Annotated in this window: 23 protein-coding genes and 1 pseudogene; 18 read left to right on the top strand and 6 right to left on the bottom strand. The window is 71.2% G+C overall.

The features are described from left to right. Positions 1-13 precede the first annotated feature (13 nt). The 8 genes and pseudogenes from FHX78_RS18305 (at position 14) to pstB (ending at position 8,728) form a co-directional block, all read left to right on the top strand. On the top strand, positions 14-2,383 hold the full coding sequence (locus FHX78_RS18305; protein WP_145868502.1) for an RNA degradosome polyphosphate kinase: 2,370 nt from the start codon (positions 14-16) through the stop codon (positions 2,381-2,383). Next, a pseudogene (locus FHX78_RS38165) lies at positions 2,364-2,660 on the top strand (CHAD domain-containing protein); the annotation flags it as partial. The gene FHX78_RS18305 and the pseudogene FHX78_RS38165, both read left to right, overlap by 20 nt. Positions 2,661-2,690: 30 nt before the next feature. Then, positions 2,691-3,872, top strand: coding sequence for a CHAD domain-containing protein (locus FHX78_RS18300; protein ID WP_373313005.1), 1,182 nt, complete (start codon positions 2,691-2,693; stop codon positions 3,870-3,872). Positions 3,873-3,894: 22 nt separating this feature from the next. Continuing rightward, positions 3,895-4,335 (top strand): NUDIX hydrolase, encoded by a 441-nt coding sequence (locus FHX78_RS18295; protein ID WP_229923892.1) that lies wholly within the window; start codon positions 3,895-3,897, stop codon positions 4,333-4,335. Positions 4,336-4,568: 233 nt separating this feature from the next. Beyond that, positions 4,569-5,699, top strand: coding sequence for a phosphate ABC transporter substrate-binding protein PstS (gene pstS / locus FHX78_RS18290; RefSeq protein WP_145868499.1), 1,131 nt, complete (start codon positions 4,569-4,571; stop codon positions 5,697-5,699). A 134-nt stretch (positions 5,700-5,833) separates the two neighbouring features. Beyond that, the gene (gene pstC, locus FHX78_RS18285) at positions 5,834-6,838 is read left to right on the top strand and encodes a phosphate ABC transporter permease subunit PstC (protein ID WP_145868498.1); all 1,005 of its coding nucleotides are present in this window, start codon (positions 5,834-5,836) and stop codon (positions 6,836-6,838) included. Next, positions 6,835-7,896, top strand: coding sequence for a phosphate ABC transporter permease PstA (gene pstA / locus FHX78_RS18280; protein WP_145868497.1), 1,062 nt, complete (start codon positions 6,835-6,837; stop codon positions 7,894-7,896). Before pstC ends, pstA begins: the two co-directional genes overlap by 4 nt. A 55-nt stretch (positions 7,897-7,951) precedes the next feature. Further along, the gene (gene pstB, locus FHX78_RS18275) at positions 7,952-8,728 is read left to right on the top strand and encodes a phosphate ABC transporter ATP-binding protein PstB (protein ID WP_145868496.1); all 777 of its coding nucleotides are present in this window, start codon (positions 7,952-7,954) and stop codon (positions 8,726-8,728) included. Between the two features lie 157 nt (positions 8,729-8,885). On the opposite strand, the gene FHX78_RS18270 is transcribed toward pstB, so the two are convergent. Together FHX78_RS18270 and FHX78_RS18265 are read right to left on the bottom strand one after the other, a co-directional pair. Beyond that, a complete protein-coding gene (locus tag FHX78_RS18270) occupies positions 8,886-9,884 on the bottom strand; it encodes an inorganic phosphate transporter (protein ID WP_145868495.1) in 999 nt (332 codons plus the stop codon). Positions 9,885-9,891: 7 nt separating this feature from the next. After that, the gene (locus FHX78_RS18265; protein ID WP_006136311.1) at positions 9,892-10,512 is read right to left on the bottom strand and encodes a DUF47 domain-containing protein; all 621 of its coding nucleotides are present in this window, start codon (positions 10,510-10,512) and stop codon (positions 9,892-9,894) included. A gap of 239 nt (positions 10,513-10,751) precedes the next feature. Here FHX78_RS18265 and FHX78_RS18260 point away from each other — a divergent pair, with 239 nt between their 5' ends. Continuing rightward, on the top strand, positions 10,752-11,147 hold the full coding sequence (locus FHX78_RS18260) for a metal-sensitive transcriptional regulator (RefSeq protein ID WP_145868494.1): 396 nt from the start codon (positions 10,752-10,754) through the stop codon (positions 11,145-11,147). A gap of 6 nt (positions 11,148-11,153) precedes the next feature. On the opposite strand, the gene FHX78_RS36830 is transcribed toward FHX78_RS18260, so the two are convergent. Both FHX78_RS36830 and FHX78_RS18255 read right to left on the bottom strand, forming a co-directional pair. Next, complete coding sequence (locus tag FHX78_RS36830; RefSeq protein WP_189908549.1) at positions 11,154-11,333, bottom strand: hypothetical protein; 180 nt, start codon at positions 11,331-11,333, stop codon at positions 11,154-11,156. Positions 11,334-11,415: 82 nt separating this feature from the next. Further along, a complete protein-coding gene (locus FHX78_RS18255; protein WP_145868493.1) occupies positions 11,416-12,258 on the bottom strand; it encodes an SCO4651 family lipoprotein in 843 nt (280 codons plus the stop codon). A 105-nt stretch (positions 12,259-12,363) separates the two neighbouring features. Between FHX78_RS18255 and FHX78_RS36825 the strand changes: the two genes are divergently transcribed. Beyond that, positions 12,364-12,525 (top strand): hypothetical protein, encoded by a 162-nt coding sequence (locus FHX78_RS36825; RefSeq protein ID WP_167531790.1) that lies wholly within the window; start codon positions 12,364-12,366, stop codon positions 12,523-12,525. A 481-nt stretch (positions 12,526-13,006) separates the two neighbouring features. Here FHX78_RS36825 and FHX78_RS18250 read toward each other — a convergent pair whose 3' ends face one another. Both FHX78_RS18250 and FHX78_RS18245 read right to left on the bottom strand, forming a co-directional pair. Next, positions 13,007-13,714 (bottom strand): phosphatase PAP2 family protein, encoded by a 708-nt coding sequence (locus tag FHX78_RS18250; RefSeq protein ID WP_145868492.1) that lies wholly within the window; start codon positions 13,712-13,714, stop codon positions 13,007-13,009. A gap of 210 nt (positions 13,715-13,924) precedes the next feature. Then, positions 13,925-14,872 (bottom strand): bifunctional lytic transglycosylase/C40 family peptidase, encoded by a 948-nt coding sequence (locus FHX78_RS18245; protein WP_229923899.1) that lies wholly within the window; start codon positions 14,870-14,872, stop codon positions 13,925-13,927. 429 nt (positions 14,873-15,301) lie between these two features. On the opposite strand from FHX78_RS18245, the gene FHX78_RS18240 reads away from it, so the two are divergent. From FHX78_RS18240 to FHX78_RS18200, 8 genes are all read left to right on the top strand, one after another. Then, a complete protein-coding gene (locus FHX78_RS18240; RefSeq protein ID WP_030829533.1) occupies positions 15,302-15,610 on the top strand; it encodes a hypothetical protein in 309 nt (102 codons plus the stop codon). Between the two features lie 199 nt (positions 15,611-15,809). Beyond that, the gene (locus tag FHX78_RS18235; RefSeq protein WP_145868491.1) at positions 15,810-16,616 is read left to right on the top strand and encodes a DUF8175 domain-containg protein; all 807 of its coding nucleotides are present in this window, start codon (positions 15,810-15,812) and stop codon (positions 16,614-16,616) included. Beyond that, positions 16,606-17,931 carry a hypothetical protein gene (locus FHX78_RS18230; protein WP_145868490.1) on the top strand — a complete coding sequence of 442 codons (1,326 nt, stop codon included), beginning with the start codon at positions 16,606-16,608 and terminating at the stop codon, positions 17,929-17,931. Before FHX78_RS18235 ends, FHX78_RS18230 begins: the two co-directional genes overlap by 11 nt. Continuing rightward, positions 17,928-19,487: an SCO6880 family protein gene (locus FHX78_RS18225; RefSeq protein WP_145868489.1), complete on the top strand. Its 1,560-nt coding sequence runs from the start codon at positions 17,928-17,930 to the stop codon at positions 19,485-19,487. Before FHX78_RS18230 ends, FHX78_RS18225 begins: the two co-directional genes overlap by 4 nt. 13 nt (positions 19,488-19,500) lie before the next feature. Next, positions 19,501-20,910 carry an ATP-binding protein gene (locus FHX78_RS18220; protein ID WP_145868488.1) on the top strand — a complete coding sequence of 470 codons (1,410 nt, stop codon included), beginning with the start codon at positions 19,501-19,503 and terminating at the stop codon, positions 20,908-20,910. Positions 20,911-20,919: 9 nt separating this feature from the next. Then, positions 20,920-22,416: a TraM recognition domain-containing protein gene (locus FHX78_RS18215; RefSeq protein ID WP_145868487.1), complete on the top strand. Its 1,497-nt coding sequence runs from the start codon at positions 20,920-20,922 to the stop codon at positions 22,414-22,416. A gap of 318 nt (positions 22,417-22,734) precedes the next feature. Then, a complete protein-coding gene (locus FHX78_RS18205; protein ID WP_145868486.1) occupies positions 22,735-23,655 on the top strand; it encodes an ATP-binding cassette domain-containing protein in 921 nt (306 codons plus the stop codon). After that, a complete protein-coding gene (locus FHX78_RS18200; protein ID WP_145868485.1) occupies positions 23,652-24,431 on the top strand; it encodes an ABC transporter permease in 780 nt (259 codons plus the stop codon). The genes FHX78_RS18205 and FHX78_RS18200 overlap by 4 nt, the downstream gene beginning before the upstream one ends. The last annotated feature ends 1 nt before the right edge of the window (position 24,432 follow it).

Below are 24,432 nucleotides of genomic sequence, written 5' to 3'. Positions count from 1 at the left end.
CGAGGCTCGGCCAATGACTCCCGCCGCGCCAGAGCCTTCACCGCCCCGAAGGGTGAACGGGGGGAACGGGAACGCCTCAGGGCCACCACCGCTCCCACCCGCGCTTTCCGACGCGCCCGTGACGCTGTCGGCGCGGAACAATGGGGCCATGAGCCAGCCCAACACCCAGGCACAGGTACAGCACCCGCAGCCCTCCGTGGGCTCCATCGCCGCCCACCGCCCGCACACCGTGGCCGGGGTGGTCTCCGACCTGGAACCGGACATCGACGCGGACCTCGACGGTTACGAGGAGACGCTGGCGGACGGCGCGACCCCGCTGCCCCAGGGCCGCTTCCTCGACCGGGAGCGCAGCTGGCTCGCGTTCAACGAGCGCGTCCTGGAGCTCGCCGAGGACCCGGACACCCCGCTGCTGGAGCGCGCGAACTTCCTCGCGATCTTCGCCAGCAACCTGGACGAGTTCTTCATGGTCCGCGTGGCCGGTCTGAAGCGCCGCATCGCCACCGGTGTCGCCACCCGCTCCGCGTCCGGCCTCCAGCCGCGCGAGGTGCTGGACATGATCTGGGCCCGCTCGCGGGAGCTGATGGCCCGGCACGCCGCCTGCTACCACGAGGACGTCGCCCCCGCACTCGCGGAGGAGGGCATCCACCTGGTCCGCTGGAACGAGCTGGCGGAGAAGGAGCAGGCCCGCCTGTTCACCCTCTTCCGGCACCAGATCTTCCCGGTCCTGACCCCCCTCGCGGTCGACCCGGCGCACCCCTTCCCGTACATATCCGGCCTGTCGCTGAACCTGGCCGTCGTCGTCCGCAACCCGGTCACCGGCCACCGGCACTTCGCCCGGGTCAAGGTGCCGCCGCTGCTGTCACGCTTCCTGGAATGCTCCCCCGGCCGCTACGTCCCCATCGAGGACGTCATCGCCGCCCACCTGGAGGAGCTGTTCCCGGGCATGGAGGTGCTGGAGCACCACGCCTTCCGGCTCACCCGCAACGAGGACCTCGAGGTCGAGGAGGACGACGCGGAGAACCTGCTCCAGGCGCTGGAGAAGGAGCTCATGCGGCGCCGCTTCGGGCCGCCGGTGCGCCTGGAGGTCGAGGAGTCCATCGACCGCGAGGTGCTGGACCTGCTGGTGCGCGAGCTGAAGATCAGCGAGGCCGAGGTGTACCCGCTGCCGGGCCCGCTCGACCTCACCGGTCTGTTCCGCATCCACAGCCTGGACCGGCCCGAGCTGAAGTACCCGAAGTTCATCGCCGGCACCCACCGCGACCTGGCGGAGGTCGAGTCCGCCTCGCCCCCCGACATCTTCGCGGCCCTGCGCAGCCGGGACGTGCTGCTGCACCACCCGTACGACTCCTTCTCCACCTCCGTGCAGGCGTTCCTGGAGCAGGCCGCCGCCGACCCCGACGTCCTCGCCATCAAGCAGACGCTGTACCGGACGTCCGGCGACTCCCCGATCGTGGACGCGCTCATCGACGCCGCCGAGTCCGGCAAGCAGGTCCTGGTCCTGGTCGAGATCAAGGCCCGCTTCGACGAGCACGCCAACATCAAGTGGGCCCGCAAGCTGGAGGAGGCGGGCTGCCACGTCGTCTACGGCCTGGTCGGCCTCAAGACCCACTGCAAGCTGTCCCTGGTGGTCCGCCAGGAGGGCGAGACCCTGCGGCGCTACAGCCACGTCGGCACCGGCAACTACCACCCGAAGACGGCGCGCCTCTACGAGGACCTCGGCGTGCTCACCGCCGACCAGCAGGTCGGCGCGGACCTCTCCGACCTGTTCAACCGCCTCTCCGGCTACTCCCGCCGGGAGACCTACCGGCGGCTGCTGGTCGCCCCCAAGTCGCTGCGCGACGGACTGGTCTCCCGGATCGACAAGGAGGCCCAGCACCACCGTGCCGGGCGTCCCGCCTTCGTCCGCATCAAGGTCAACTCGATGGTCGACGAGGCCGTCATCGACGCCTGCTACCGGGCGTCGCAGGCGGGCGTGCCGGTCGACATCTGGGTGCGCGGCATCTGCGCGATCCGGCCGGGCGTGGCGGGCCTGTCGGAGAACGTCCGGGTACGGTCCGTCCTCGGCCGCTTCCTCGAACACTCCCGCGTCTTCGCCTTCGGCAACGGCGGCGAGCCCGAGGTGTGGCTCGGCAGCGCGGACATGATGCACCGCAATCTCGACCGCCGTATAGAGGCACTGGTACGGGTCACCGACCCGGCCCACCGGGCTGCCCTGAACCGGCTGCTGGAGACCGGTATGTCCGACACCACGGCGTCCTGGCACCTCGGCCAGGACGGCGAGTGGACCCGGCACGCGACGGACGCGGACGGCCAGCCCCTGCGCAACGTCCAGGAGATGCTCATTGACGCCCGGAGGCGCCGGCGTGGCACAGCGACACCTTGATCCGACGGCTGGCGCGGTGCCGGCGGACGCCCTGGCCGGCTATCTGCGGGCCCAGGCGACCGAGTTCCTGCGCGCGCTGCGCCTGCACCGGGAGACCGGGGCCGGCGCGGCCGGGTCGGAGGGCTCCGCCGAGGCGGCCCGCGCGCTGCGCCGCGCGGCCCGCCGCATCAGCGCCAGCCTCCACACGTTCCAGCCGGTCCTGGACCCCGACTGGTCGGAGGCCATGCGTCCGGAGCTGGCGTGGGTCTCCGGCACCCTGGCCCTGGAGCACGCGTACGCGTCCCGCCTGGAGCAGCTGCTCCTGGCCCTGCACCGGCTGTCGGGGGCGCCGCCGCTGCCCGCCCAGGACCCGGCGGGCCCGGCCCGCGCGCACCCCGCCGCGGGCGCGTCGCAGGCACCCGGGGCGACGGGCTCCGGCACCGGCGGAGACCCGTCGGGCACCCGGCGCCCCGCCACCGACCCGCCCGCCCCGCCGGCCACCTCCCCGGCCCCCGGCCGCGACCGCACCGGCACATCCCCGCCGGCCACCGCCCGCCGCACGGCCACCGAGCCCGCGGACACGACGGGCACGTCAACGGACCCCGGCCGCGACCGCACCACCGCCGCCCTGCACGCCGCCGCCGAGCCGGCCACCGCCCGGCGCACCGGCGTGGCCACGGCGGGCGCGAGCGGCGGTACGGCCCCGGACGGCCCGCGCCGCACCGTCGCCGCGGCCGACGGCATGACGGGCGCGGCCCGGCGCACCTCCGCCACCGCCTCCGTCCCCGCCCGCACCGCCACCCGCACCACCGCCCGCGCCACCGGCACGGCCGCCCCGGCGGCCTCGTCCTCGGGCCCCGCCCCGGCACCCGACCGCGGCAACCTCACCGTCGGCGCCGCCAAGGCGGGCGCCCTGCTGGACCGGCAGCTGACCCTGGCCCGGACCCGGGCCCACTCCACCGCCCTCCAGGCCCTCGGCTCCTCCCGCTTCCACGGGATCGCCGACCGGGTCGCCGTCCTGGCCAGCGAGGTCCCCCTGTCCCCGGCGGCCGCCGGCGCCGACCTGCGTCCGCTGGCCGAGGCCGCCCGCGAGCGCCTCGCCGACGCCGTCGCCGCGCTGCCCCTGCTCACCGCGGGCAGCCCGTACAACGCCGAGGCGCTGATCCACGGCCTGTCCCCGGACCCCGCCCCGCACCCGCAGGACGCCCCCTGGCACCAGGTCCGCCTGCTACTGCGCCTGCACCGCTACGCCCGCGAGGTCCTGCACACGGGCACCGGCGACGCCCCGCCCGCCGATCCGCGCCTGTGCGCCGCCGGCGAGGCGCTCGACCGGCACCGGGACGCCTCCGAGGCGGCCGCCGCCGCGGCGCAGGCGGCCCGCACCCCGCGCATCGCCCCCGCCACGGCGTACGCGCTGGGCGTGCTCCACGCCGACCAGCGGCATGAGGTGGAGGCCGCGCGGTACGCGTTCCAGCGGTGCTGGCAGAAGGACGTCGTCGGCACGCCTTAGGGACAAAGGACAGGAGGCGCAGGTGGACTCCCCGGACTCCGCACGGCACCGCACCCTCACCGTCCAGGCCGCCGGTTGCGTCCTGTGGCGCCGCTCCCCGGTCACCGGGGAGCTCGAGCTCTGCCTCGTGCACCGGCCGAAGTACGACGACTGGTCCTGGCCCAAGGGCAAGCTCAAACGGGGCGAGGACCCGCTGGCCGGCGCGCTGCGCGAGGTCGCCGAGGAGACCGGGCACACCGCCGTCCCGGCGGCCGAGCTGCCCTCGTCGCACTACCTGGCGGCCGGCCGCCCCAAGCGGGTCCGCTACTGGGCGGCCGAAGCCGTCGCCGGCGCCTTCACGCCGACCGACGAGGTCGACCGCGTCCTCTGGCTCCCCCCGGAGGCGGCCCGCGCCCGCCTCACCGAACCCCGGGACGCCGGCCTGGTGGACGCCCTGCTCGCCACGCTGCGTGCCGCCCCGTGACTGTCCCGTTCCCGCCCGGTATCCCCCCGTGTCCTCGACGTGAGCGTTCCGTGACCTCACCGCACCGTCCACAGGGGTTCACCCCTCGTTCATTTACGGCCATCGGCGGCTTCACCTGTTCTGCCTAATTTCGGCCTTACGCGATGCGGAACGCCCGAAGCTGGGAGGCGACCGCATCACCCACACTTCGCACGCCGCCGAATTCAGGACGGCGGCCACTGGAAGGAACTCAAGTGAAGCTTCAGCGCAAGAACCGGCGGGCCCTCGCCTTCGGTGCTCTCGCCGTCTCCGGCGCCCTGGCCCTCACGGCGTGCGGCTCCGATGACACCGGCGGCAACAGCGAGGGCGGCGGCTCCTCCGCCACCGCGCAGGCCGGCAACATCGACTGCGGCGACGCCAAGGGCCAGCTCCAGGCCTCCGGCTCCTCCGCCCAGAAGAACGCCATCGACGCCTGGGTGAAGCAGTACTCCGCGGCGTGCAAGGACGTCCAGGTCAACTACAACCCGACCGGTTCGGGCGCCGGCATCACCGCGTTCCTCCAGGGCCAGACCGCGTTCGCCGGCTCGGACTCCGCGCTGGAGGCCGAGGAGATCGAGCAGTCCAAGAAGATCTGCAAGGACGGCCAGGGCGTCGACCTGCCCATGGTCGGCGGTCCGATCGCCGTCGGCTTCAACGTCCCGGGCGTCGACAGCCTCGTTCTGGACGCGTCGACCCTCGCCAAGATCTTCGACAGCAAGATCACCAACTGGAACGACGAGGCGATCGCCAAGCTCAACCCCGACGCCAAGCTTCCCGACCTGAAGATCCAGGCCTTCCACCGCTCGGACGAGTCCGGCACCACGGACAACTTCACCACGTACCTGAAGGAAGCCGCGCCCAAGGACTGGTCGTACGAGCCCAGCAAGGCGTGGGAGGCCAAGGGCGGCCAGTCCGCGCAGGGCTCCTCCGGTGTGGCCCAGCAGGTGAAGCAGACCTCGGGTGCGATCTCGTACTTCGAGCTCTCCTACGCCAAGGACGGCCTGAAGACGGTCGACATCAAGACCGAGGCCGCCGAGCCGGTCAAGGCCACCATCGAGAACGCCACGGCCGCCATCGGCGCCGCCAAGGTCGTCGGCACCGGCAAGGACCTCGCGCTGGAGCTGGACTACACCCCGGCCGCCGCGGGCGCCTACCCGATCGTCCTGGTCACCTACGAGATCGTCTGTGACAAGGGCAACAAGGCGGAGACCCTGCCCGCCACCAAGTCCTTCCTGAACTACATGGCCTCCGAGGACGGCCAGGCGCTGCTCGCCGACGCCGGCTACGCCCCGATGCCCGAGGAGATCATCACCAAGGTCCGCGAGACCATCTCGAGCCTCGCCTGACCCGAGAGTGCGGACCGGCTCCGACCACGGAGCCGGTCCGCACCGTCCGGTGCACCGCCATCAGGAGCCCCCGACACCGAGGACGGCTCCGACCGAGCCGCCGGCCCCGGTGGCTCCGCAGACCGGAGAACCCGATGGACATCACCACACAGAAACCAGCCGCTCCCCCCACACCCGGACCGTCCGCGCCCGCCGACCAGCGTGCCGCGCGCGGCGCCACCCGCCCCGGTGACCGGATCTTCCTCGGTCTCTCCCGCGGGTCCGGCATCTTCGTCCTGGTCCTCATGGCCGCCATCGCGGCCTTCCTGACGTACCGCGCCTCCATAGCCATCAGCGACAACGAGGCGAACTTCTTCACCGCCTTCGAGTGGAACCCCAGCGGCATCCCGCCGGAGTTCGGCATCGCGGTCCTGGCGTTCGGCACCATCGTGTCGTCGATCATCGCCATGGTCATCGCGGTCCCGATCTCGGTGGGCATCGCCCTGTTCATCACGCACTACGCGCCCCGCCGGCTCGGCGGTGTCATCGCGTACGTGATCGACCTGCTCGCCGCCGTCCCGTCCATCGTCTACGGCCTGTGGGGCGCCCTCGTCCTGGTGCCGCACATGGACGGCCTCTACGGCTGGCTCGACGACTACCTGGGCTGGACCGGCTTCTTCGAGTGGAACGGCGGCGCCCCGCGCTCCCTGTTCACCGTCGGCATCCTGCTCGCCCTGATGATCCTTCCGATCATCACCAACGTGAGCCGCGAGGTCTTCCGGCAGGTCCCGCGGATGCACGAGGAGGCCGCCCTGGCCCTCGGCGCCACCCGCTGGGAGGTCATCCGGATGTCGGTGCTGCCCTTCGGCCGCTCCGGCGTCATCTCCGCCTCGATGCTGGGCCTCGGCCGCGCGCTCGGCGAGACGATGGCCGTCGCCATGGTGCTCTCGCCGTCCTTCGACATCAGCGCCAGCCTGCTCGACCCGGGCGGCGGCACGTTCGCCCAGAACATCGCCAGCAAGTTCAACGAGGCCACCGAGATGGGCCGCGACGCCCTGATCGCCTCCGGTCTCGTGCTGTTCGTCATCACGCTGGTGGTCAACGGCGCGGCCCGCCTGATCATCGCCCGCCGCAAGGAGTACTCGGGGGCCAACGCATGAGCAACGCAACCCTCACCCCCCAAGGCGCCTCGCTGCGCGGAGCGACCCTGCCCAAGTGGTTCGGCTGGGCGGTCGCCGTCGGCTCCGCCGCCCTCGGCTACGGCATCAGCGCCGCGGCCGGCCTGGACAGCGACATCCAGTGGGCCCTGATCGCCGCGGTCCTCTTCGTCCTCGGCAGCTACGGCATCTCGGCCAGGATCGAGGGCCGCCGCCAGGCCAAGGACCGCACCGCGACCAGCCTGGTCTGGGTCGCGTTCCTGATGGCCGTCATCCCGCTGGCCTCCCTGATCTGGGAGACGGTCAAGCGCGGCACCAAGGTCTTCGACGGCTACTTCCTGAGCCACTCGATGGGCGTGGTCGCCGACACCGAGCCCGGCGGCGGCATCTACCACGCCATCCTCGGCACCCTGGAGCAGGTCGGCCTCGCCACCCTGATCTCCGTGCCGATCGGCGTGCTCACCGCGATCTACCTGGTCGAGTACGGGCGCGGCAAGCTCGCCAAGGCCGTCACCTTCTTCGTCGACGTCATGACGGGCATCCCGTCGATCGTCGCCGGTCTGTTCATCCTCAGCCTGTGGATCCTGATCCTGGGCATGGGCTACTCCGGCTTCGCCGGCTCGATGGCCCTGTCCATCCTGATGATCCCGGTGGTCGTCCGCTCCACGGAGGAGATGCTCAAGCTCGTCCCGAACGAGCTGCGCGAGGCCTCGCTGGCGCTGGGCGTGCCGAAGTGGCGCACCATCCTCAAGGTGGTCCTGCCGACCTCGATCGGCGGCATCACCACCGGCGTCATGCTGGCCATCGCCCGTATCACCGGTGAGACGGCCCCCGTGCTGCTGCTGGTCTGGGTCACGAACTTCATCAACGCCAACCCGTTCTCCGACCCGCAGGCGTCACTGCCGATGTACATCTACCTGCAGTACGCCAACAGCGGCGGCTCCGGCGCGGCGTACGACCGTGCCTGGGCGGCGGCCCTGACGCTCATCGCGTTCATCATGATCCTCAACCTGGTGGCCCGCGGCATCGCCCGCTGGAAGGCCCCCAAGACCGGTCGCTGACGCGGCCACGGCGAAGACAGCCAGCGACTCGGACTCGAAAGAAGCAGTGATACCCATGGCCAAGCGCATCGATGTGAGCGGCCTGAACGCCTACTACGGCTCCTTCCTGGCCATCGAGGACATCTCGATGACCGTCGAACCCCGTTCCGTGACGGCCTTCATCGGCCCGTCCGGCTGCGGCAAGTCCACCTTCCTGCGCACCCTCAACCGCATGCACGAGGTGACCCCGGGCGGCCGGGTCGACGGCAAGGTCATGCTCGACGACGAGAACCTGTACGGCGCGGGCATCGACCCGGTGGCCGTGCGGCGTGAGGTCGGCATGGTCTTCCAGCGCCCGAACCCCTTCCCCACGATGTCGGTGTACGACAACGTGGCGGCGGGCCTGCGGCTGAACGGCAAGTACAAGAAGTCCGAGCTGGACGACGTCGTCGAGAAGTCCCTCAAGGGCGCCAACCTCTGGAACGAGGTGAAGGACCGCCTGAACAAGCCGGGCTCCGGCCTCTCCGGCGGTCAGCAGCAGCGCCTGTGCATCGCCCGCGCCATCGCGGTCGAGCCGAACGTCCTGCTGATGGACGAGCCCTGCTCCGCCCTGGACCCGATCTCCACCCTCGCCATCGAGGACCTGATCGGTGAGCTGAAGGAGCGCTTCACGATCGTCATCGTGACGCACAACATGCAGCAGGCGGCGCGCGTCTCGGACCGCACGGCGTTCTTCAACCTGGCGGCCGTCGGCCAGCCCGGCAAGCTGATCGAGATCGACGACACGGAGCGCATCTTCTCCAACCCGTCGGTCCAGGCCACGGAGGACTACATCTCCGGCCGCTTCGGCTGATCCGATCCCCTCGCGGTGCTGCATGGCGGTGCCACCGCGAGGCACGAAGGGCCCGCCCCTGGCTCCCGGGGGCGGGCCCTTTCACACGCCCGCGAACAACCGCGGGCAGTCGTGCCTCCCCCCGTGCCGGAAAGGCCTGGGAGGTACCGCTGTACCGCTACAAGAACGCGAGATTGACCAGTCCGAACGACACCGCGGCCACCGCGGCCGCCGCCGGCATGGTGATGAACCACCCCAGCACGATGTTCTTGGCGACCCCCCACCGCACGGCGTTGACCCGCTTGGTGGCCCCCACGCCCATGATCGCCGAGGTGATCACGTGCGTCGTGGAGATCGGCGCGTGGAACAGGAACGCCGAGCCGAACATGATCGACGCGCCCGTGGTCTCCGCGGCGAACCCCTGCGGCGGGTCCAGCTCGATGATCTTCCGTCCCAGCGTCCGCATGATCCGCCAGCCACCCGCGTACGTCCCCGCGGACAGCATCACCGCGCAGGCGATCTTCACCCAGACCGGGATCGGGTCGCCGTAGTCCTCGACGTCGGCGATGACCAGCGCCATCACCACGATGCCCATCGTCTTCTGCGCGTCCTGCAAGCCGTGTCCGAGGGCCATGCCCGCCGCCGACACCGTCTGCGCGATGCGGAAGCCCCGCTTGGCCTTGTGCGGGTTGGCCCGCCGGAACATCCACAGGATCGCCGTCATCACCAGGTATCCGGCGAGCATGCCGACCACCGGCGAGACGAACATGGGGATGACGACCTTGTCGAGCACCCCGTCCCAGTACACCGTCGTCCCGCCGGCCAGCGCCGCGCCCACCATGCCGCCGAACAGCGCGTGCGACGACGAGGACGGCAGCCCGAAGTACCAGGTGATCAGGTTCCAGACGATCGCGCCCACCAGCGCCGCGAAGAGGATGCCCATCCCCTTCGACCCCTCGGGTGTCTGGATCAGCCCCTCACTGACCGTCTTGGCGACCCCCGACCCCATGAACGCGCCGGCCAGGTTCATCACGGCCGCCATAGCGAGCGCCGCCCGCGGGGTGAGCGCGCGCGTCGACACGGACGTCGCGATCGCGTTCGCCGAGTCGTGGAAGCCGTTGGTGTAGGTGAAGAAGAGCGCGACCCCGATGGTCACGACCAGAGCGAAGGTGTCCATGAAGGGCTCAGGACTCCTTGACGGCGATGGTCTCCACCGTGTTCGCCACGTGCTCGAAGGCGTCGGCCGCCTCCTCCAGTACGTCCACGATCTGCTTGAGCTTCAGCACCTCGATCGCGTCGTACTTGCCGTTGAAGAGGTGGGCCAGCAGCTTGCGGTGGATCTGGTCGGCCTGGTTCTCCAGACGGTTGACCTCGATCCAGTACTCGGTGAGGTTCTCCATGGTGCGCAGGTGCGGCATGGCCTCCGCGGTCAGCTCCGCCGCCCGCGCCAGCACCTCGATCTGCTGCTCGACGCCCTTGGGCAGTTCCTCGACGTTGTAGAGGACGACCAGGTCGACGGCCTCCTCCATGAAGTCCATGATGTCGTCGAGGGAGGACGCGAGGGAGTAGATGTCCTCGCGGTCGAAGGGCGTGATGAACGAGGAGTTCAGCTGGTGGAAGATCGCATGCGTGGCGTCGTCACCTGCGTGTTCCGCGGCCCGCATACGCTCTGCGATCTCGGCCCGGGCGGAGGGGTCCGCCCCGAGCAGTTCCATCAGGAGTTTCGAGCCCGTGACGATGTTGTCCGCGGACGCGGCGAACATGTCGTAGAAGCTCGTCTCCCTGGGGGTCAGACGAAAGCGCACGTGGGGTCCTCGGTGAGCATCGGTTTCGGTCAGGCTGATGCTAGGCGCATCATCCGGCCACGTGTAACGGGCCGCCCCCCAGTGTCGCCCATCAGGCAGAGTGATGAGCACAGGGGCGGTCCGTGGTCCGTTTCCGGCCGCGGCGCATGTCATTGGCCAAGAGGCCTATACCCATCAAAGTTCGCTACCATATACCCACCAGGGGTATATGTCGGCTGCCAGTGCACCAGGAGGACGCGATGACGACCACCGAGACCGGCGCGGACGCGCCCTCCCCGAGCGCGACCGGCGCGGCGGCGCACCCGGCGGACGTGGCCGACGCCACGGAGGTCGTGACCGACCACGACCGGGGCATCCACGGCTACCACAAGCAGAAGCAGGAGCACCTCAAACGCCTGCGCCGCATCGAGGGCCAGATCCGCGGCCTGCAGCGCATGGTCGACGAGGACGTGTACTGCATCGACATACTCACCCAGGTGTCCGCCTCCACCAAGGCCCTGCAGTCGTTCGCCCTGCAACTCCTCGAGGAGCACCTGCGCCACTGCGTCGCCGACGCGGCCCTCAAGGGCGGCGACGAGATCGACGCGAAGGTCAAGGAGGCGACCCAGGCCATCGCCCGCATGCTGCGAACCTGACCGGTCTCACTCCCGTGCGGACTCCGCCCGCGCCTCGGCCACCCGCAGCACCTCGTCGATGCTCTCCAGGCTGAGCCGGTCCTCGGCGGCGGAGGCGGCGATGATCAGCTCCCCGCACAGTTCGATCTCGGCGAGCGCCACGTGGTCCTGCACCGTCCCACCCCTGAGCAGAGCCACGCGCCTCACCTCTTCTCCGTCGTCACCGACTTCCTAGAGTAGGGAGCGCCCTACACCCCGCGCATGGCACGGAAGGGCTAGTTCAGGCCGGTCACTCCTCGGCGATCCGGCCCGCGTAGATGTCCCCGCCCCCGGGCAGCCGTACGTCGGCCGGGACGCCGAAGTCGTACAGCAGCGTCGTCGAGGCGACCGCGACGGGCGCCTCCTGCCGGCCGTTGACGAAGCTGAACCGCTGACGGACCTTGCGGATCCTGCCCTGGTCGTCGAGGTAGGCGTCGAACGGCACCCGGGCCGTGGCGAAGCCCGCGGCCGCCGCGCCCAGCGGCCCCCGGTTCGCCTCCGAGGCCTCGCGCGACGCCCTCTCCAGGTCGGCGGTCCCCCGGTAGTGGCGCACCTTCGTCCCCGCCACCTCGGTCCGCCCCACGAACGTCGCCGAGCGCGTCCCGCGCAGCACCTCGGCCGCGACGAACGGGTCCGTGGCCCCGCCGGTGACGAGATTGCCGTCGGACAGCGTCCCGGTGTCCACGCGCACCCACTTGTCGGCGGGCACCCCGGCGCCCCGGTTCTTCATGAACAGCGCGCCGGGGGCGAGCAGTTCGGTGATGGGCCGCCGTGCCGCGGTGCCCGCCGGGTCCTGCGGCAGCAGCACCTCCAGTCGGCCGAGCCGCTCGCGGTAGTCGTACACGCCCTCGCCCCTGATGGTGACCCGGGTCCCGCCGGTGGCCATCTCCAGGGACGTCCGCGCCCTGGAACTCCCGGCCGCCACGAGCGCGTCGGCGGCCCGGTGCAGCAGCCGCACCGGATCGCCCGCGGGAGCACCCCCGGTCACGGCCTCACCGCGCGCGCAGCCCGCGGCCCCGGCTCCCAGGCAGCCCACGACCCCGACCGCGGCCACCACGCCGCCCCACCGCCTGCGCTGCTGCCGTCGAACCATCGCCTGCCTACCCCCGCTCCGTCCGACACGGGCCGCCTGTCGTCCCGGCTAACGACCGGTGGATGGGCCCGTCACGCGGGCCCACCGGAGCGCTACCGTTGACGGGTGGCGCATCACGAGGACGAGGCGGACCCCGGCGGGCACAGCACGACCACCGTCGAACAGGGCCCTTTCTGCGTGGCCCGCTGTTCCTGCGGCTGGCGCGGCCCCGCCAGAAGGGCCCGCAGCCAGGCGCGCACGGACGCCAGGAACCACACCGGCGAGTGACGCCCGCCCCCTCCGGGGCGCCTCGGTCCCCGCGCTCCCCGCGCACCGCCGCCGAGCCCTCCCGCCATACCCGCGCGAACCGTTCGTGCGCGGCCGACGTCGACCTCGTCCACCACGTCCGGGACGCTGAAGAGGGAATGGGCCTCGTACTGGCCCGACGGGACCGGGGTGTCGAGGGACCGGTCCGCCAAGGCGCGCAGCGCGGTGAGCAGTTCGTCGGGGACGCCGGTGAGGTGGCCAGCCGATCAGCGCGCTCGCGCCCTCGGCTGTCGGGTCCTGGAGCGTCGGCACGTCCGGTGCCGCCGCCGAGTCCTGGCTGTCGTCGGCCCACCGGGCCATGCGCCCGCACGCGTCCGGCGCGGCGTACCAGAACTACCCGGACCCGACCCTCACGAACTGGCGCCACGGCCCGGCCCGCGTCTTCACCCGCCCCCAGGCCCTGTGGCCCGCGAACCCCGCGGCCCACCGGCCCCTTGGCGGGTCAGGCCGCCAGGTCCCGCTCCTCGGCACCGGACGCCCCGTTGCGGGCACCCGCGGCCACGCGGCCCTCCTCGGTGTGGTGCCGGCCCCGGGCCGTGATCAGCCACCCGGCCCGCGGCGACCGCTCGATCGCCCGCATGACCGGCGTCAGCAGGGCCATGGCCGGCGGCGACAGCAGCAGCGCGACCGCCGTACCGAGCGCGAGTCCGCCCACGACGTCCGTCGGGTAGTGCACGCCCATGTAGACGCGGCAGAAACCTTCGAGCAGGGCGATGCCGAGGCCGACGAGGCCGAACCTCCGGTTGGCGACGAACAGTCCGACGGCGAGCGCCATGGTGATCGTCGCGTGGTCGCTGACGAAGGAGAAGTCGGTCTTGCCCTCGACGAGGACTTCCAGGCCCCCGTGGTCGTTGAACGGCCTGGGCCGCTCCACGAATCCCCGGATCGGCACGTTCACCAGGACCGCGACACCGGCCGCCAGCGGTGCCCACACCAGGGCCGCGACGGAGGGCGCCGCGTCCTCACCGCCCCGCCGCCGCACGGTCCACCAGCACCACATCACCAGCAGGACCATGGCGAACAGCAGCCCGTACTCGCCGACGAACTCCATGACCCGGTCGAACCACGGCGGCGCGTCCTTGGCGAGACCGTTGATGTCGTAGAGCAGGTCGACGTCGGGGTTCGACCCGGAATCGGCGAGTCCAGCCATAGTGCTGCGGCCCCTTCGTCATCTGTCCCGGCGCACGGTGCGCACGCCGCTCCTGCCACCCCCGTGGTTGTAGAAGCGCTCGTCTGCTCGGCTACGACAACAGGAACGCACGGCCCCCGTTGATACGTTCCACACTCCACCGAATGATCACGCAGACGTTATCGAAGAGAGATACATCCTCGCAGCTCAGGGGGTGGGCTCACGCTCCGCTCACACGGTCGTGGGCAGTGCTTTCGCGCCATCTTCGGTGACCCGGGTGGCACCGAAGTAGTCAGGCGTGTCGATCGGGTCGAATCGGATCACGGCACCGGTACGGGGCGCGTCGATCATGTACCCGCCGCCGACATAAATGCCCACATGCCGGATGGCCCGCGAATTGGTCAGATCGTCCGAGAAGAACACCAGATCGCCCGGCAGCAGTTCGTCCCGCTTCGGATGCGGCCCCGCGTTGTACTGGTCGTTCGCCACCCGCGGCAGCGTGATCCCCACGCTTTCGTACGCCGCCTTGGTCAGACCCGAGCAGTCGAACCGTCCGCCCTGCTCAGGCGTACCGTTACCGCCCCACAGATACAGCGTGCCGAGCTTCTTCTGCGCGTACGCGATCGCCCCGGCGGCCTGCTTCGACGGATCGACCCGCCCCACCGGCGCGGCGAAGCTCTCCTCCAGCGACTTGATCCTCTTGACGTAGTTCTGCGTCTCCTCGTACGGCGGAACCCCTCCGTACTTGATGACCGCGTACGCCCCGGCGTTGTACGAGGCGAGCATGTTTTCGGTCAGATTCCCGCCGACGTCCTTCACGTAGGACGCGAGCGTGCAGTCGTACGTCGCCGCGGACGGGATGGCGTCCTTCGGATCCCACACGTCGCGGTCCCCGTCCCCGTCCCCGTCGATCCCGTGCGTGGCCCAGGTGCCGGGGATGAACTGGGCGATGCCCTGCGCCGCCGCGTGGCTCTGCGCCTTCGGGTTGAACCCGCTCTCCTGGTAGAGCTGGGCCGCGAGCAGCGCCGGGTTGATGGCCGGGCAGAGGGTGCCCCACTTCTGCACGAGCGCCTGGTACGCGGCCGGCACGCTCCCCTTGGCCAGCGACTTGGCCGCCCCGCCGCCGACCCCGTTCACGAGGTTCCCGGCGACGACGTAGACCCCTACGACCAGCAGCATCACGAGAGCAAGCGCGGAACTGACGGCGATCCCCGCCGCGACCCATGCCTTGCGCACCGTCAACCGCCCCTCGTCGCCGCGCAGTACGTAGCCGAACGTCAGTGTAGAGGCGACACCCGTCCTCCGGGTTGATCACAGCAGAAGAGAGGGCATGCCGAATAGACCGCGCACACCACCCGCCCCGGCCGCTTCCCCTTCGTTGCCCGCGGTAACACACCGTGATACACAGAGTGACGATACGACTCTTCACCCGTCGGAACGCGCCCCTCCCGGAGTCCGGCGCGCGCCGGTGGCAAGCTATTCGTACGAAACCCGCCAACAGATGACGCCAAGTCGACATGCGACAGCGTCATCGTCGGCGACAATGAGGCCTGACCTCTGCACCACCGCAGGGGAAGCGGAACAACCCATACAGGGGCGGTGACTTACATGTTCTTCGCGGCCGACGAGGGAGACATCAACACCATTATCGGCGGGATCGCTCCGGATTGGGGCCCCTTCGGCAGCCTGGGCAACGAGGCCAAAATCATGATCGAAGTGGTCATGGCGGTAGCCATCCTCATCTGCCTCGGCATCGCCATCTGGGGGGCGGCCAAACAGCGCATCGGCGCCACCGCGTTGAGGGACACGTTCAGCGCCGAACAGGGCAAGGGCCTCATCATCGCGGGGCTGACGGGCGTCTTCATCATCGGCTCGCTCGGCACGCTGTTCACCATCGTGTACGGCATGGCCGTATAGGTACGCCCCATCGACCCCGACCGGGCACGCCCGGCCCCCCTCCATCCCACCCGCCCGTCGTGCCCACCGGCTGAGGTTGCGTTTCCCTGATGTCCAGTCACCACACCGCGCCCGCACGGGAGCCGGCACGGCTACCGTCGTACGTGGAGTACACGGAGTACGAGGTGTTTCCGCACGACGCTGAGGGGGCGCAGGCGGTATGAGTCTCGGAGACGACACGGGCCAGACCCGCATCCGTCTGCCGGAGGGAGACGGCGGCGACCCGTACGGCGGTGCGCGCAGAGCCGGCCGCTCCTCGTCGCGCAGCCTCGTCACGGTGGTCGCCGTGGTGGTCCTCCTCATCGCCGCGATCGCCTTCGCGAACCGTGGAGGCGGCGACTCCGCACCGAAGGAGACCACCGGCGACTCCTCCAAGGCCTCGGCGACGGCCCCCTCGGGCCAGAAGCCGGTGACGACGAAGTCGACCGGCATCCCGTCGGGCTTCGCCCACAACCGCCAGGGAGCGGAGAGCGCGGCAGCGAACTACGCGGTGGCTCTGGGCTCCGCCGACATCCTCAAGCCCGAGCGGCGGACGGAGATCGCCCGGCAGGTCTTCGTCGCCGACAGGCAGGCGTCCCTGGAGAACCGCTTCGACAAGGCGTACACCAAGGAGTTCCTGAGCAGCATCGGCCTCGATGAGAACGGCAACGCGGTCGCGGGCGGCACCTACGTCTCACGCACCATGCCGATCGGCACCAAGGTCACGACTTACTCGGACACCGCCGCCACCGTAGAGGTCTGGTGCTCCGGCGTGTTCGGCACGGCCGGCGAGAAGTCCACCAACCCGGTCACCAGCGACTGGTTCACCATGACGCTCCAGTTGCGCTGGACGGACGACGACTGGAAGGTGGACGGCTTCTCGCAGAAGGACGGGCCCGCGCCCGTCCCCGGAGACGACAAGGCGTCCACCGCCGACGAGATGGCCAAGGCCGTCCAGGAGTACGGAGGCTTCACGTATGCCCGGTAGCCCGCGCCGCGTACTCAGGATCGCCGCCGCTCTCACAGCCGTGCAGGCAACGGCCCTGCTGCTGGCGACCCGTGCCACGGCGGCCCCCACCCCGACACCCACGCCGTCGGACAGCAACTGCGACCTCATCGTCGGCCGCGCCAAGGACTACTGCGAGCAAGGCGAGGGCCGCGACTCCGGCGGAACCAGCAGCACGCTCGACGACCCCACCACCACCCTCGACCCCCTCGCCTCCCTGGCCAAGGGCTGCGCCGAGGCCGCCTCCTGGACCGTCGACAAGCTCAGCGACGCCGTCCAGGAGACCGCCGAGGTCGACTTCACCAACGACACCTTCCTCCAGCAGTACGCCGTCGTCTTCGCCGCCTCGACGATCCTGACCCTCCTGCTCTGGCTGCTCGCCGTCGCCAAGCGCGCCGTACGAGGCGTCCCGCTCACCACCGCCCTCTCCGAAGCCATCGGCTTCCTCTGGCTCACCGTCCTCGCCTCGGCGTTCACCCCGCTGATCCTCTACACCGTCGTCTCCGCGACCGACGGCGTCACCGACGTGCTCGCGAAGGCGACCGGCGACCAGACGGACACGTTCTTCGGCACGTTCTCCGCCGCCCTCGAAAAGGGCGAGGACATCGGCGGCGGCCCGATCATGCTGATCGTCGTCTCCCTCGTCTCCATCCTCGCCGCCGGCGTCCTCTGGCTGGAACTGGTCATCCGCGCCGCCCTGCTCTACGTCGGCGCCCTCCTCGGCACCGTCGTCTACGCCGGCCTCGTCGACAAGAACCTGTGGGGCCACGTCCGCCGCTGGGCGGGCATCATGATCGCCGTGATCCTGGTCAAGCCCGTCATCGTCATCGTGCTCGGCCTCGCCGGCGCGCTGTCCGCCGAAGAGGGCCCCGACGCGTTCTCCGCCGTCGTCTCCGGGCTGGCGATCATCCTGCTCGCCATCTTCGCCTCGGCGATGATCTACCGCTTCGTCCCCGGCTTCGGCGACGAACTCGCCCACTCCCGCAACAACCGCCTCATGCAGGGCGCCGAGGGCAAGGCCGCCGCCGTCATGAGCTCCCCGGCGAGCCTGGTCGCCCAGGGCATCAAGACCCACAGCACCCGCGCCGACAACAACGGCGGCGGCCAGTCCTCCGGCCCCCGCCCCTCCAACCCGGCCTCCGGCGGAGTCGCCGCGCACAGCTCCCGCACGTCCAACAGCGGCGGGACCGTCCCCTCCGCCGCACCCGCACCGCGCTCGGGCAGCCCGGTGAACACGCCCCACGCCAGCAGCACCCGCAACAGCAGCAACAACCGCACGGGAGGTGAAGGGCGTTGACGACCGAGTCCCACGTGTCCCATCCGGTCACGCCCCGCCGTACGTATCTGATCGGCCGCGCCCGGCCGAACGCGATCGTCGGCCGCAATCGCGAGACCGGTGAGATCGCGCTGATCGTCGTGGGCGCGTTCCTCGGCATGATGTGCGGACTCCTCGTCCCCGTCCTGTCCGTGCGGATCGTCCTCCTCGCCGGCCTGCCCATGCTGGCGCTGGCCGCGGTGTACGTGCCGTACAAGCACCGCACGTTCTACAAGTGGTTCGAGATCAACCGCAGCTACAAGCGCACCCTGCGCAGCGGTGCCACCTACCGCTCCGGCGTCGTCGAGGCCGGCACCCGGCTCGACGGGCGCGAGGTGGAGGTCGGACCGCCGCCCGGCATCGGACGGATCACCTGGCTCGCCGCGCCCTTCGGGCCGGACGAGATCGCCGTCCTGCTGCACGCGGACCGCAAAACCGTCACGGCGGCCATCGAGATCGAAGGCCCGGGCGTCGGCCTGCGCGACTCCGAGGACCAGGAAGCCCTCGTCGACCGCTTCGGCACCCTGCTCAAGCACGTCGCCAACGGCGACGGCTTCGTCACCCGCATCCAGATGCTGGCCCGCACCCTGCCCGCCGACCCCGACGCCCACGCCAAGGACGTCAGCATCCGCGGGGACGAGAAGGCACCGCCGTGGCTCCAGCAGTCGTACGACCAGTTGCAGTCGATGGTGTCGACCAGCAGCGAGCAGCACCGCGCGTACCTGGTCGCCTGCATGCACTACACCCGCGAGCTGGCCGCCGAGGCCCACACCATGGCCCGCGCGATGCGCAGCCAGGGCGGCGGCAAGGTCGACCGCGACGCCGGGCTCGCCGTCGTCATGGCCCGTGAGCTGACCGACATCTGCTCCCGGCTCCAGGAGGCCGACATCCGCGTACGGCAGCCGCTCGGCCAGAGCAGACTGTCCTCGCTGGTCCACTCCATGTACGACCCGGACCACCCGATCGACCACATCCAGGCGATGACCCAGCGCAACGCCTGGCCGGCCGAGCTGGACGCCATGGAGCCCACCTACCTCCAGGCCAAGACCCGCGAGTCCGCCACCCGCGCCCCCTGGTGCCACGCCACCGCCTGGGTGAAGGAGTGGCCGATGACCCCCGTCGGCGTCAACTTCCTGGCGCCGCTGCTGGTCCACACCCCGGACGTGATCCGCACGGTCGCCGTCACGATGGACCTCGAACCCACCGAGGTCGCCATCGAGCGCATGCTCACCGAGAAGACCAACGACGAGGCGGAGGCGTCCCGCGCCGCCAAGATGAACCGCACCGTCGACCCCCGCGACCTCGCCGCCCACAGCCGCCTCGACCAGCGCGGCGAGGACCTCGCCAGCGGCGCGGCGGGCGTCAACCTCGTCGGCTACATCACCGTCTCCTCCCGCACCCCCGAGGCCCTGGCCCGCGACAAGCGGACCATACGGGCGTCGGCCGGAAAGTCGTACCTGAAGCTGGAGTGGTGCGACCGCGAGCACCACCGCGCCTTCGTGAACACACTCCCGTTCGCCACCGGCATTCGAAGGTAGGGGCTGATTCCTGATGCGGGATCCGCTGTCCGTCGTCACCGACGCCTTCACGTCCTTCCTGTTCGGGAAGGTCGAGACGACCCGGCTTCCGGTGCGCACCTCCACCGGCCAGGCCCAGGCGGTCTATCTGCCGACCGCCGCGCCCGGCCTCGGCGACTCCGGCGTCATCATCGGCCGCGAGGTCTACTCCGGGAAGGGCTACATCTACGACCCCTTCCAGCTCTACGGCCAACAGCTCCCCGCCCCGCACTGGCTGGTCCTCGGGGAGTCCGGCAACGGCAAGTCGGCCCTGGAGAAGACGTACGTCCTGCGCCAGCTGCGCTTCCGCGACCGGCAGGTCGTCGTCCTGGACGCACAGGGCGAGGACGGCGTCGGCGAGTGGAACCTCATCGCGCAGGAGCTGGGGATAACTCCCATCCGGCTGGACCCGATGGCCGCCCTGGACCACGGCATCCGGCTCAACCCGCTCGACCCGTCGATCACCACCACGGGCCAGCTGGCACTGCTGCGGACCATCATCGAGGTCGCGATGGGCCACGGCCTGGACGAGCGCTCCGGCTTCGCCCTCAAGGTGGCGCACGCCTACGTCAACGAGACCATCGTCGAACGCCAGCCGGTCCTCTCCGACATCGTCGACCAACTGCGCCACCCCGAACCGGAGTCGGCGGAGGCGATGAACGTCGCCATAGACGACGTACGGGCCTGGGGCCTGGACGTCGCCCTGGTCCTGGACCGCCTGGTCGACGGTGACCTGCGCGGCATGTTCGACGGGCCGACGACCGTCGGCATCGACCTGGACGCGCCGCTCATCGTCTTCGACCTGTCCCACATCGACCGCAACTCCATCGCCATGCCGATCCTGATGGCGATCGTCGGCGTGTGGCTGGAGCACACCTGGATCCGCCCCGACCGGAAGAAGCGCATCTTCCTGGTCGAGGAGGCCTGGCACATCATCAACAGCCCCTTCGTCGCCCAGCTCTTCCAGCGCCTGCTGAAGTTCGGCCGGCGGCTCGGCCTGTCCTTCGTCGCCGTCGTCCACCACCTGTCCGACGTGGTGGACGGGGCGGCCGCGAAGGAGGCGGCGGCCATCCTGAAGATGGCGTCGACCCGGACCATCTACGCCCAGAAGGCCGACGAGGCGAGGGCCACCGGACGGGTCCTGGGCCTGCCCCGCTGGGCCGTGGAGATCATCCCGACCCTCACGCCCGGCATCGCGGTCTGGGACGTCAACGGCAACGTCCAGGTGGTCAAACACCTGGTCACCGAGACCGAACGCCCCCTGGTGTTCACCGACCGCGCGATGACCGAGTCCTCCGCCGACCTCAACGACGACGCCCTGCGCGCCGCCGAACGGGAGGCGGAGGAACGCGCGGCGGCCTTCGTGGAGCAGCACGTCGGCGACTCCGAATCGACGGTGGCGTAGGGGGAACGCGTGAGACCGGACGATCACCGCGCACACGGCCGGGCCGGCGGCATCCCCGACGGGCTGCTGATCGGCGTCCTCGCGTTCCTCCTCGGCCTGACCACGATGGTGTGGACGGCCACGGGCCTCGCGGGCGTCTTCGCCCACGGGCACTGGCCGTCCGGGGTGACCTTCGCCCGCACCCCCCTGGCCGTGCGCCACCTCGTCGCCCGGCCGCACGACATGCCCGGCGCCTGGCCGGACACACCTGCCTCCGCCCTGTCCGGCTACGGCCTCTTCTGGGGCCTGTTCATCAGCCAGCTGATGATCCTGACCGTGCTGACGGTGTTCGTCGTGGGCACGGTCGCCCGCTGGCGAGCGGGCCGGGCCCGCCGCCGCGCGGCGCGGACGACGGACGTACCGAAGCCTGAGCCGCAACCGCAACCGCAACCGCTACCGCAACCCCAGCCGCCTCGGCAGGCGGAGCCGGCTCACCCGCACGAGGTACCGACCCCGAGGACGCCGCAGGAGGAGGCACCGCGGCCACCGTCGCCCTCCCCCACCGGGAGCCACCGCCCCGACGTCCGCGCACCGCACCGTGCCGAGGCCGCGGTGCACTACGGCCCGCCCGACCTGCGCCACGCAACCGCCGTCCAGGCCATACGGGAAGCCGAGGGACCCACCCTCGTCCTCACCTCCAACCCCGCCCTGTGGGCCGAGACCAAGGACGCCCGCGCCAAACTCGGCCCCACCCACCTCTACGACCCCACGCACCGCTGCGACACCCCCGCCCGCCTCCACTGGTCCCCCACCACCGGCTGCGAGCACAAGGACACGGCGGCCTCCCGCGCGGCGGCGCTCCTCGCCCCCGTCCGCCCCTCCTCCCGCCTCGACCAGGCGGTCGGCGACACCGCCGAGACGCTGCTCCGCAGCTATGTGCACGCCGCCGCCGTCGACGGCCGTACCGTCCGCCACGTCCACCGCTGGGCCCAGGGCATCCAGGTCCACGACGCCGTCCGCATCCTCCGCACCCACCCCAAGGCCGCCCCCGGCTCCGCGGGCGAACTGGAAGCGGCCCTCACGGCACATCCCGAACGCCGGGACATGGCCCAGCAGCTGACCACCCGTGCCCTGTCCGCCCTGTCCACGGTCAATGTGCGCGAGGCCTGCACTCCCCACCGAACTGATGCCCTCGCCTTGGATTCCTTCGTCCACGAAGGGGGCACGCTCTATGTCGTGGGTGAATCCATCGAGGACCCCCGCACCAGCCCGGGCGCGATGCCCCTGCTGACGGCCCTCGCCGCACACGTGGTCGAGCACGGCCGGCGCATGGCCGAACGGTCATCCTCCGGTCGGCTCGACCCACCACTCACCCTCGTCCTGGACGACGTGGCCGCCGTGGCCCCGCTCCCCCAGCTCCCGGAGCTCCTCGCCACCGGCGCCGACCGGGGCATGCCCACCCTGGCCCTGCTCCGCTCCCGCGAGCAGGGCCGAGCCCGCTGGCCGCACGACGAACTGCCGGTCTGACCACGGCCCCCGGCCACCCCGCCCGCCCCGCCCACCGGCACGGTGGGCGCCCTCGGCCCCGTTCGCCGTCCGCTCCCTCCAGTACGCGTCCGGCAGGGCCACGGCGTCCTCGTACGTGTCCAGGAAGGCGAGACGCGCCACCAGGTCCCGCAGCGCCTTCGCCGCACGTCACTCGTCCGCACGCACCGGCCGGATCACACAGTCCTCGAAGGGCAGGGCACTCATGGCCGCCACCGTAGTACCGGGGTACCACCCCCTCACCCCGAATACGGCCGACGGTCCGACGCCCCCGCCCCCCGCGCGGACGAGCATCGAAGCATGATTACGGCACAGGACCTCACCAAACGCTACGGCGACCGGACCGTCGTCACCGACCTGTCCTTCACCGTCCGCCCCGGCACGGTCACCGGCTTCCTCGGCCCGAACGGCGCCGGCAAGTCCACCACCCTGCGGATGATCCTCGGCCTGGACGCCCCCACCCGGGGCAGCGCCACCGTCGGCGGCCGCGCCTACGCCGCCCACCCCGCGCCCCTCACGGAGGTCGGCGCCCTGCTGGAGGCCCGCTCCGTCCACCCGGGCCGCACCGCCTTCCAGCACCTGCGCGCCCTCGCCCACACCCACGGCATCCCGCGCACCCGCGTCGACCACGTCCTCGGCCTCGCCGGCCTCACCGACGTGGCGCACCGCAGGGTCAAGGGCTTCTCCCTCGGCATGGGCCAGCGCCTCGGCATCGCCGCCGCCCTGCTCGGCGACCCGGCCACCGTCCTCCTCGACGAACCGGTCAACGGCCTGGACCCCGAGGGCGTCCTGTGGATCCGCACCCTGCTGAAGTCCCTGGCCGCCGAGGGTCGTACCGTCCTCGTCTCCTCCCACCTGATGAGCGAGATGGCCCTCACCGCCGACCACCTGGTCGTCATCGGCCGCGGCCGGCTCCTCGCCGACACCACGGTCACCGACTTCGTACGCCGCTCGGGCGCCGGCACCGTCAAGGTCGTCACCCCCGACGCCGCCACCCTCGTGCGCCACCTCACCGCACCCGGGCTCACCGTCACCACCGACACCCCCGGCAGCCTCACCGTGCACGGCACGGACGCCGAGCACATCGGCCGCACCGCCGCCGCCCACGGCATCCCCCTCTTCGAACTCACCCCGAACACGGCCTCCCTGGAGGAGGCCTTCATGGAACTCACCCACGACGCGGTCGAGTACACCGCCGCCCCGGAAGGAGCAGCCGCATGACCACCGCCGCCCCGCCGTACCGGGTGACCCCGGCCCGTGTCCTGCGCTCCGAATGGCACAAGCTGTGGACGCTCCGCTCCACCTGGCTCACCCTCGCCGCCACCGGCGTCCTCACCCTCGGCATGGGCGTCGGCATCAGCGCCGCCTACGACGGCACCGGCGAGGGCGGCCTCGACACGGTCGTCTTCGTCCTCCTGGGCACCCAGTTCGCCACCCTCAACCTCGCCGTCCTGGGCATCCTCGCCACCGCCGGCGAGTACTCCACCGGCCAGATCCGCGCCACCATGACCGCCGTACCGCGCCGTCTGCCCGTGCTGTGGTCCAAGGCCGCCGTCCTGGCCACCGTCGCCTTCGCCCTGTGCCTGTGGACCAACCTGCTCACCTTCCCCCTGGCCCAGTCCTTCCTCGGCGACACCGACCAGTCGGCCGCCCTCGGCGACCCGGGCGTCCTGCGCGGCCTGACCGGCAACGCGGCGGCCCTCGCCCTCCTCACCGTCATGGCCCTCGGCCTCGGCGCCGTCACCCGCTCCGTCCCCATCGCCACCGGCGTCTACATCGGCCTGGTGATGATCCTGCCGGAGCTGCTCCGCATGCTCCCGTACGCCGTCGTCGACGACGCCGTGCGGTACTTCCCGGCGAAGGCCCTGGAGTCCGTCACCGCCGCCCAGTCCGGACCCGGCACGACCTCCCCGGGCGCGGCCCTGCTCGCCCTCGCCCTGTGGGCGGCGGTCTCCCTCACCGCGGCCGCGGCGACCCTGCGCCGCCGGGACGTCTGAC

The sequence above is a fragment of the Streptomyces capillispiralis genome, assembly GCF_007829875.1.
Taxonomy (GTDB): Bacteria; Actinomycetota; Actinomycetes; order Streptomycetales; family Streptomycetaceae; genus Streptomyces; species Streptomyces capillispiralis.
This window is presented reverse-complemented; position numbering and strand designations above follow the sequence as displayed.

Bases quoted from the DNA above. Each gene is read 5' to 3' on its own strand.
- FHX78_RS18305 (WP_145868502.1), top strand. From the start codon at position 14: ATGACTCCCGCCGCGCCAGAGCCTTCACCGCCCCGAAGGGTGAACGGG.
- FHX78_RS18260 (WP_145868494.1), top strand. From the start codon at position 10,752: ATGACGACCACCGAGACCGGCGCGGACGCGCCCTCCCCGAGCGCGACC.
- FHX78_RS18240 (WP_030829533.1), top strand. From the start codon at position 15,302: ATGTTCTTCGCGGCCGACGAGGGAGACATCAACACCATTATCGGCGGG.
- FHX78_RS18255 (WP_145868493.1), bottom strand. From the start codon at position 12,258: ATGGTTCGACGGCAGCAGCGCAGGCGGTGGGGCGGCGTGGTGGCCGCG.
- pstB (WP_145868496.1), top strand. From the start codon at position 7,952: ATGGCCAAGCGCATCGATGTGAGCGGCCTGAACGCCTACTACGGCTCC.
- FHX78_RS18220 (WP_145868488.1), top strand. From the start codon at position 19,501: ATGCGGGATCCGCTGTCCGTCGTCACCGACGCCTTCACGTCCTTCCTG.
- FHX78_RS18245 (WP_229923899.1), bottom strand. From the start codon at position 14,872: ATGCTGCTGGTCGTAGGGGTCTACGTCGTCGCCGGGAACCTCGTGAAC.
- FHX78_RS18230 (WP_145868490.1), top strand. From the start codon at position 16,606: ATGCCCGGTAGCCCGCGCCGCGTACTCAGGATCGCCGCCGCTCTCACA.
- FHX78_RS18205 (WP_145868486.1), top strand. From the start codon at position 22,735: ATGATTACGGCACAGGACCTCACCAAACGCTACGGCGACCGGACCGTC.
- FHX78_RS18200 (WP_145868485.1), top strand. From the start codon at position 23,652: ATGACCACCGCCGCCCCGCCGTACCGGGTGACCCCGGCCCGTGTCCTG.
- pstA (WP_145868497.1), top strand. From the start codon at position 6,835: ATGAGCAACGCAACCCTCACCCCCCAAGGCGCCTCGCTGCGCGGAGCG.
- pstC (WP_145868498.1), top strand. From the start codon at position 5,834: ATGGACATCACCACACAGAAACCAGCCGCTCCCCCCACACCCGGACCG.
- FHX78_RS18235 (WP_145868491.1), top strand. From the start codon at position 15,810: ATGAGTCTCGGAGACGACACGGGCCAGACCCGCATCCGTCTGCCGGAG.
- FHX78_RS18270 (WP_145868495.1), bottom strand. From the start codon at position 9,884: ATGGACACCTTCGCTCTGGTCGTGACCATCGGGGTCGCGCTCTTCTTC.
- FHX78_RS18250 (WP_145868492.1), bottom strand. From the start codon at position 13,714: ATGGCTGGACTCGCCGATTCCGGGTCGAACCCCGACGTCGACCTGCTC.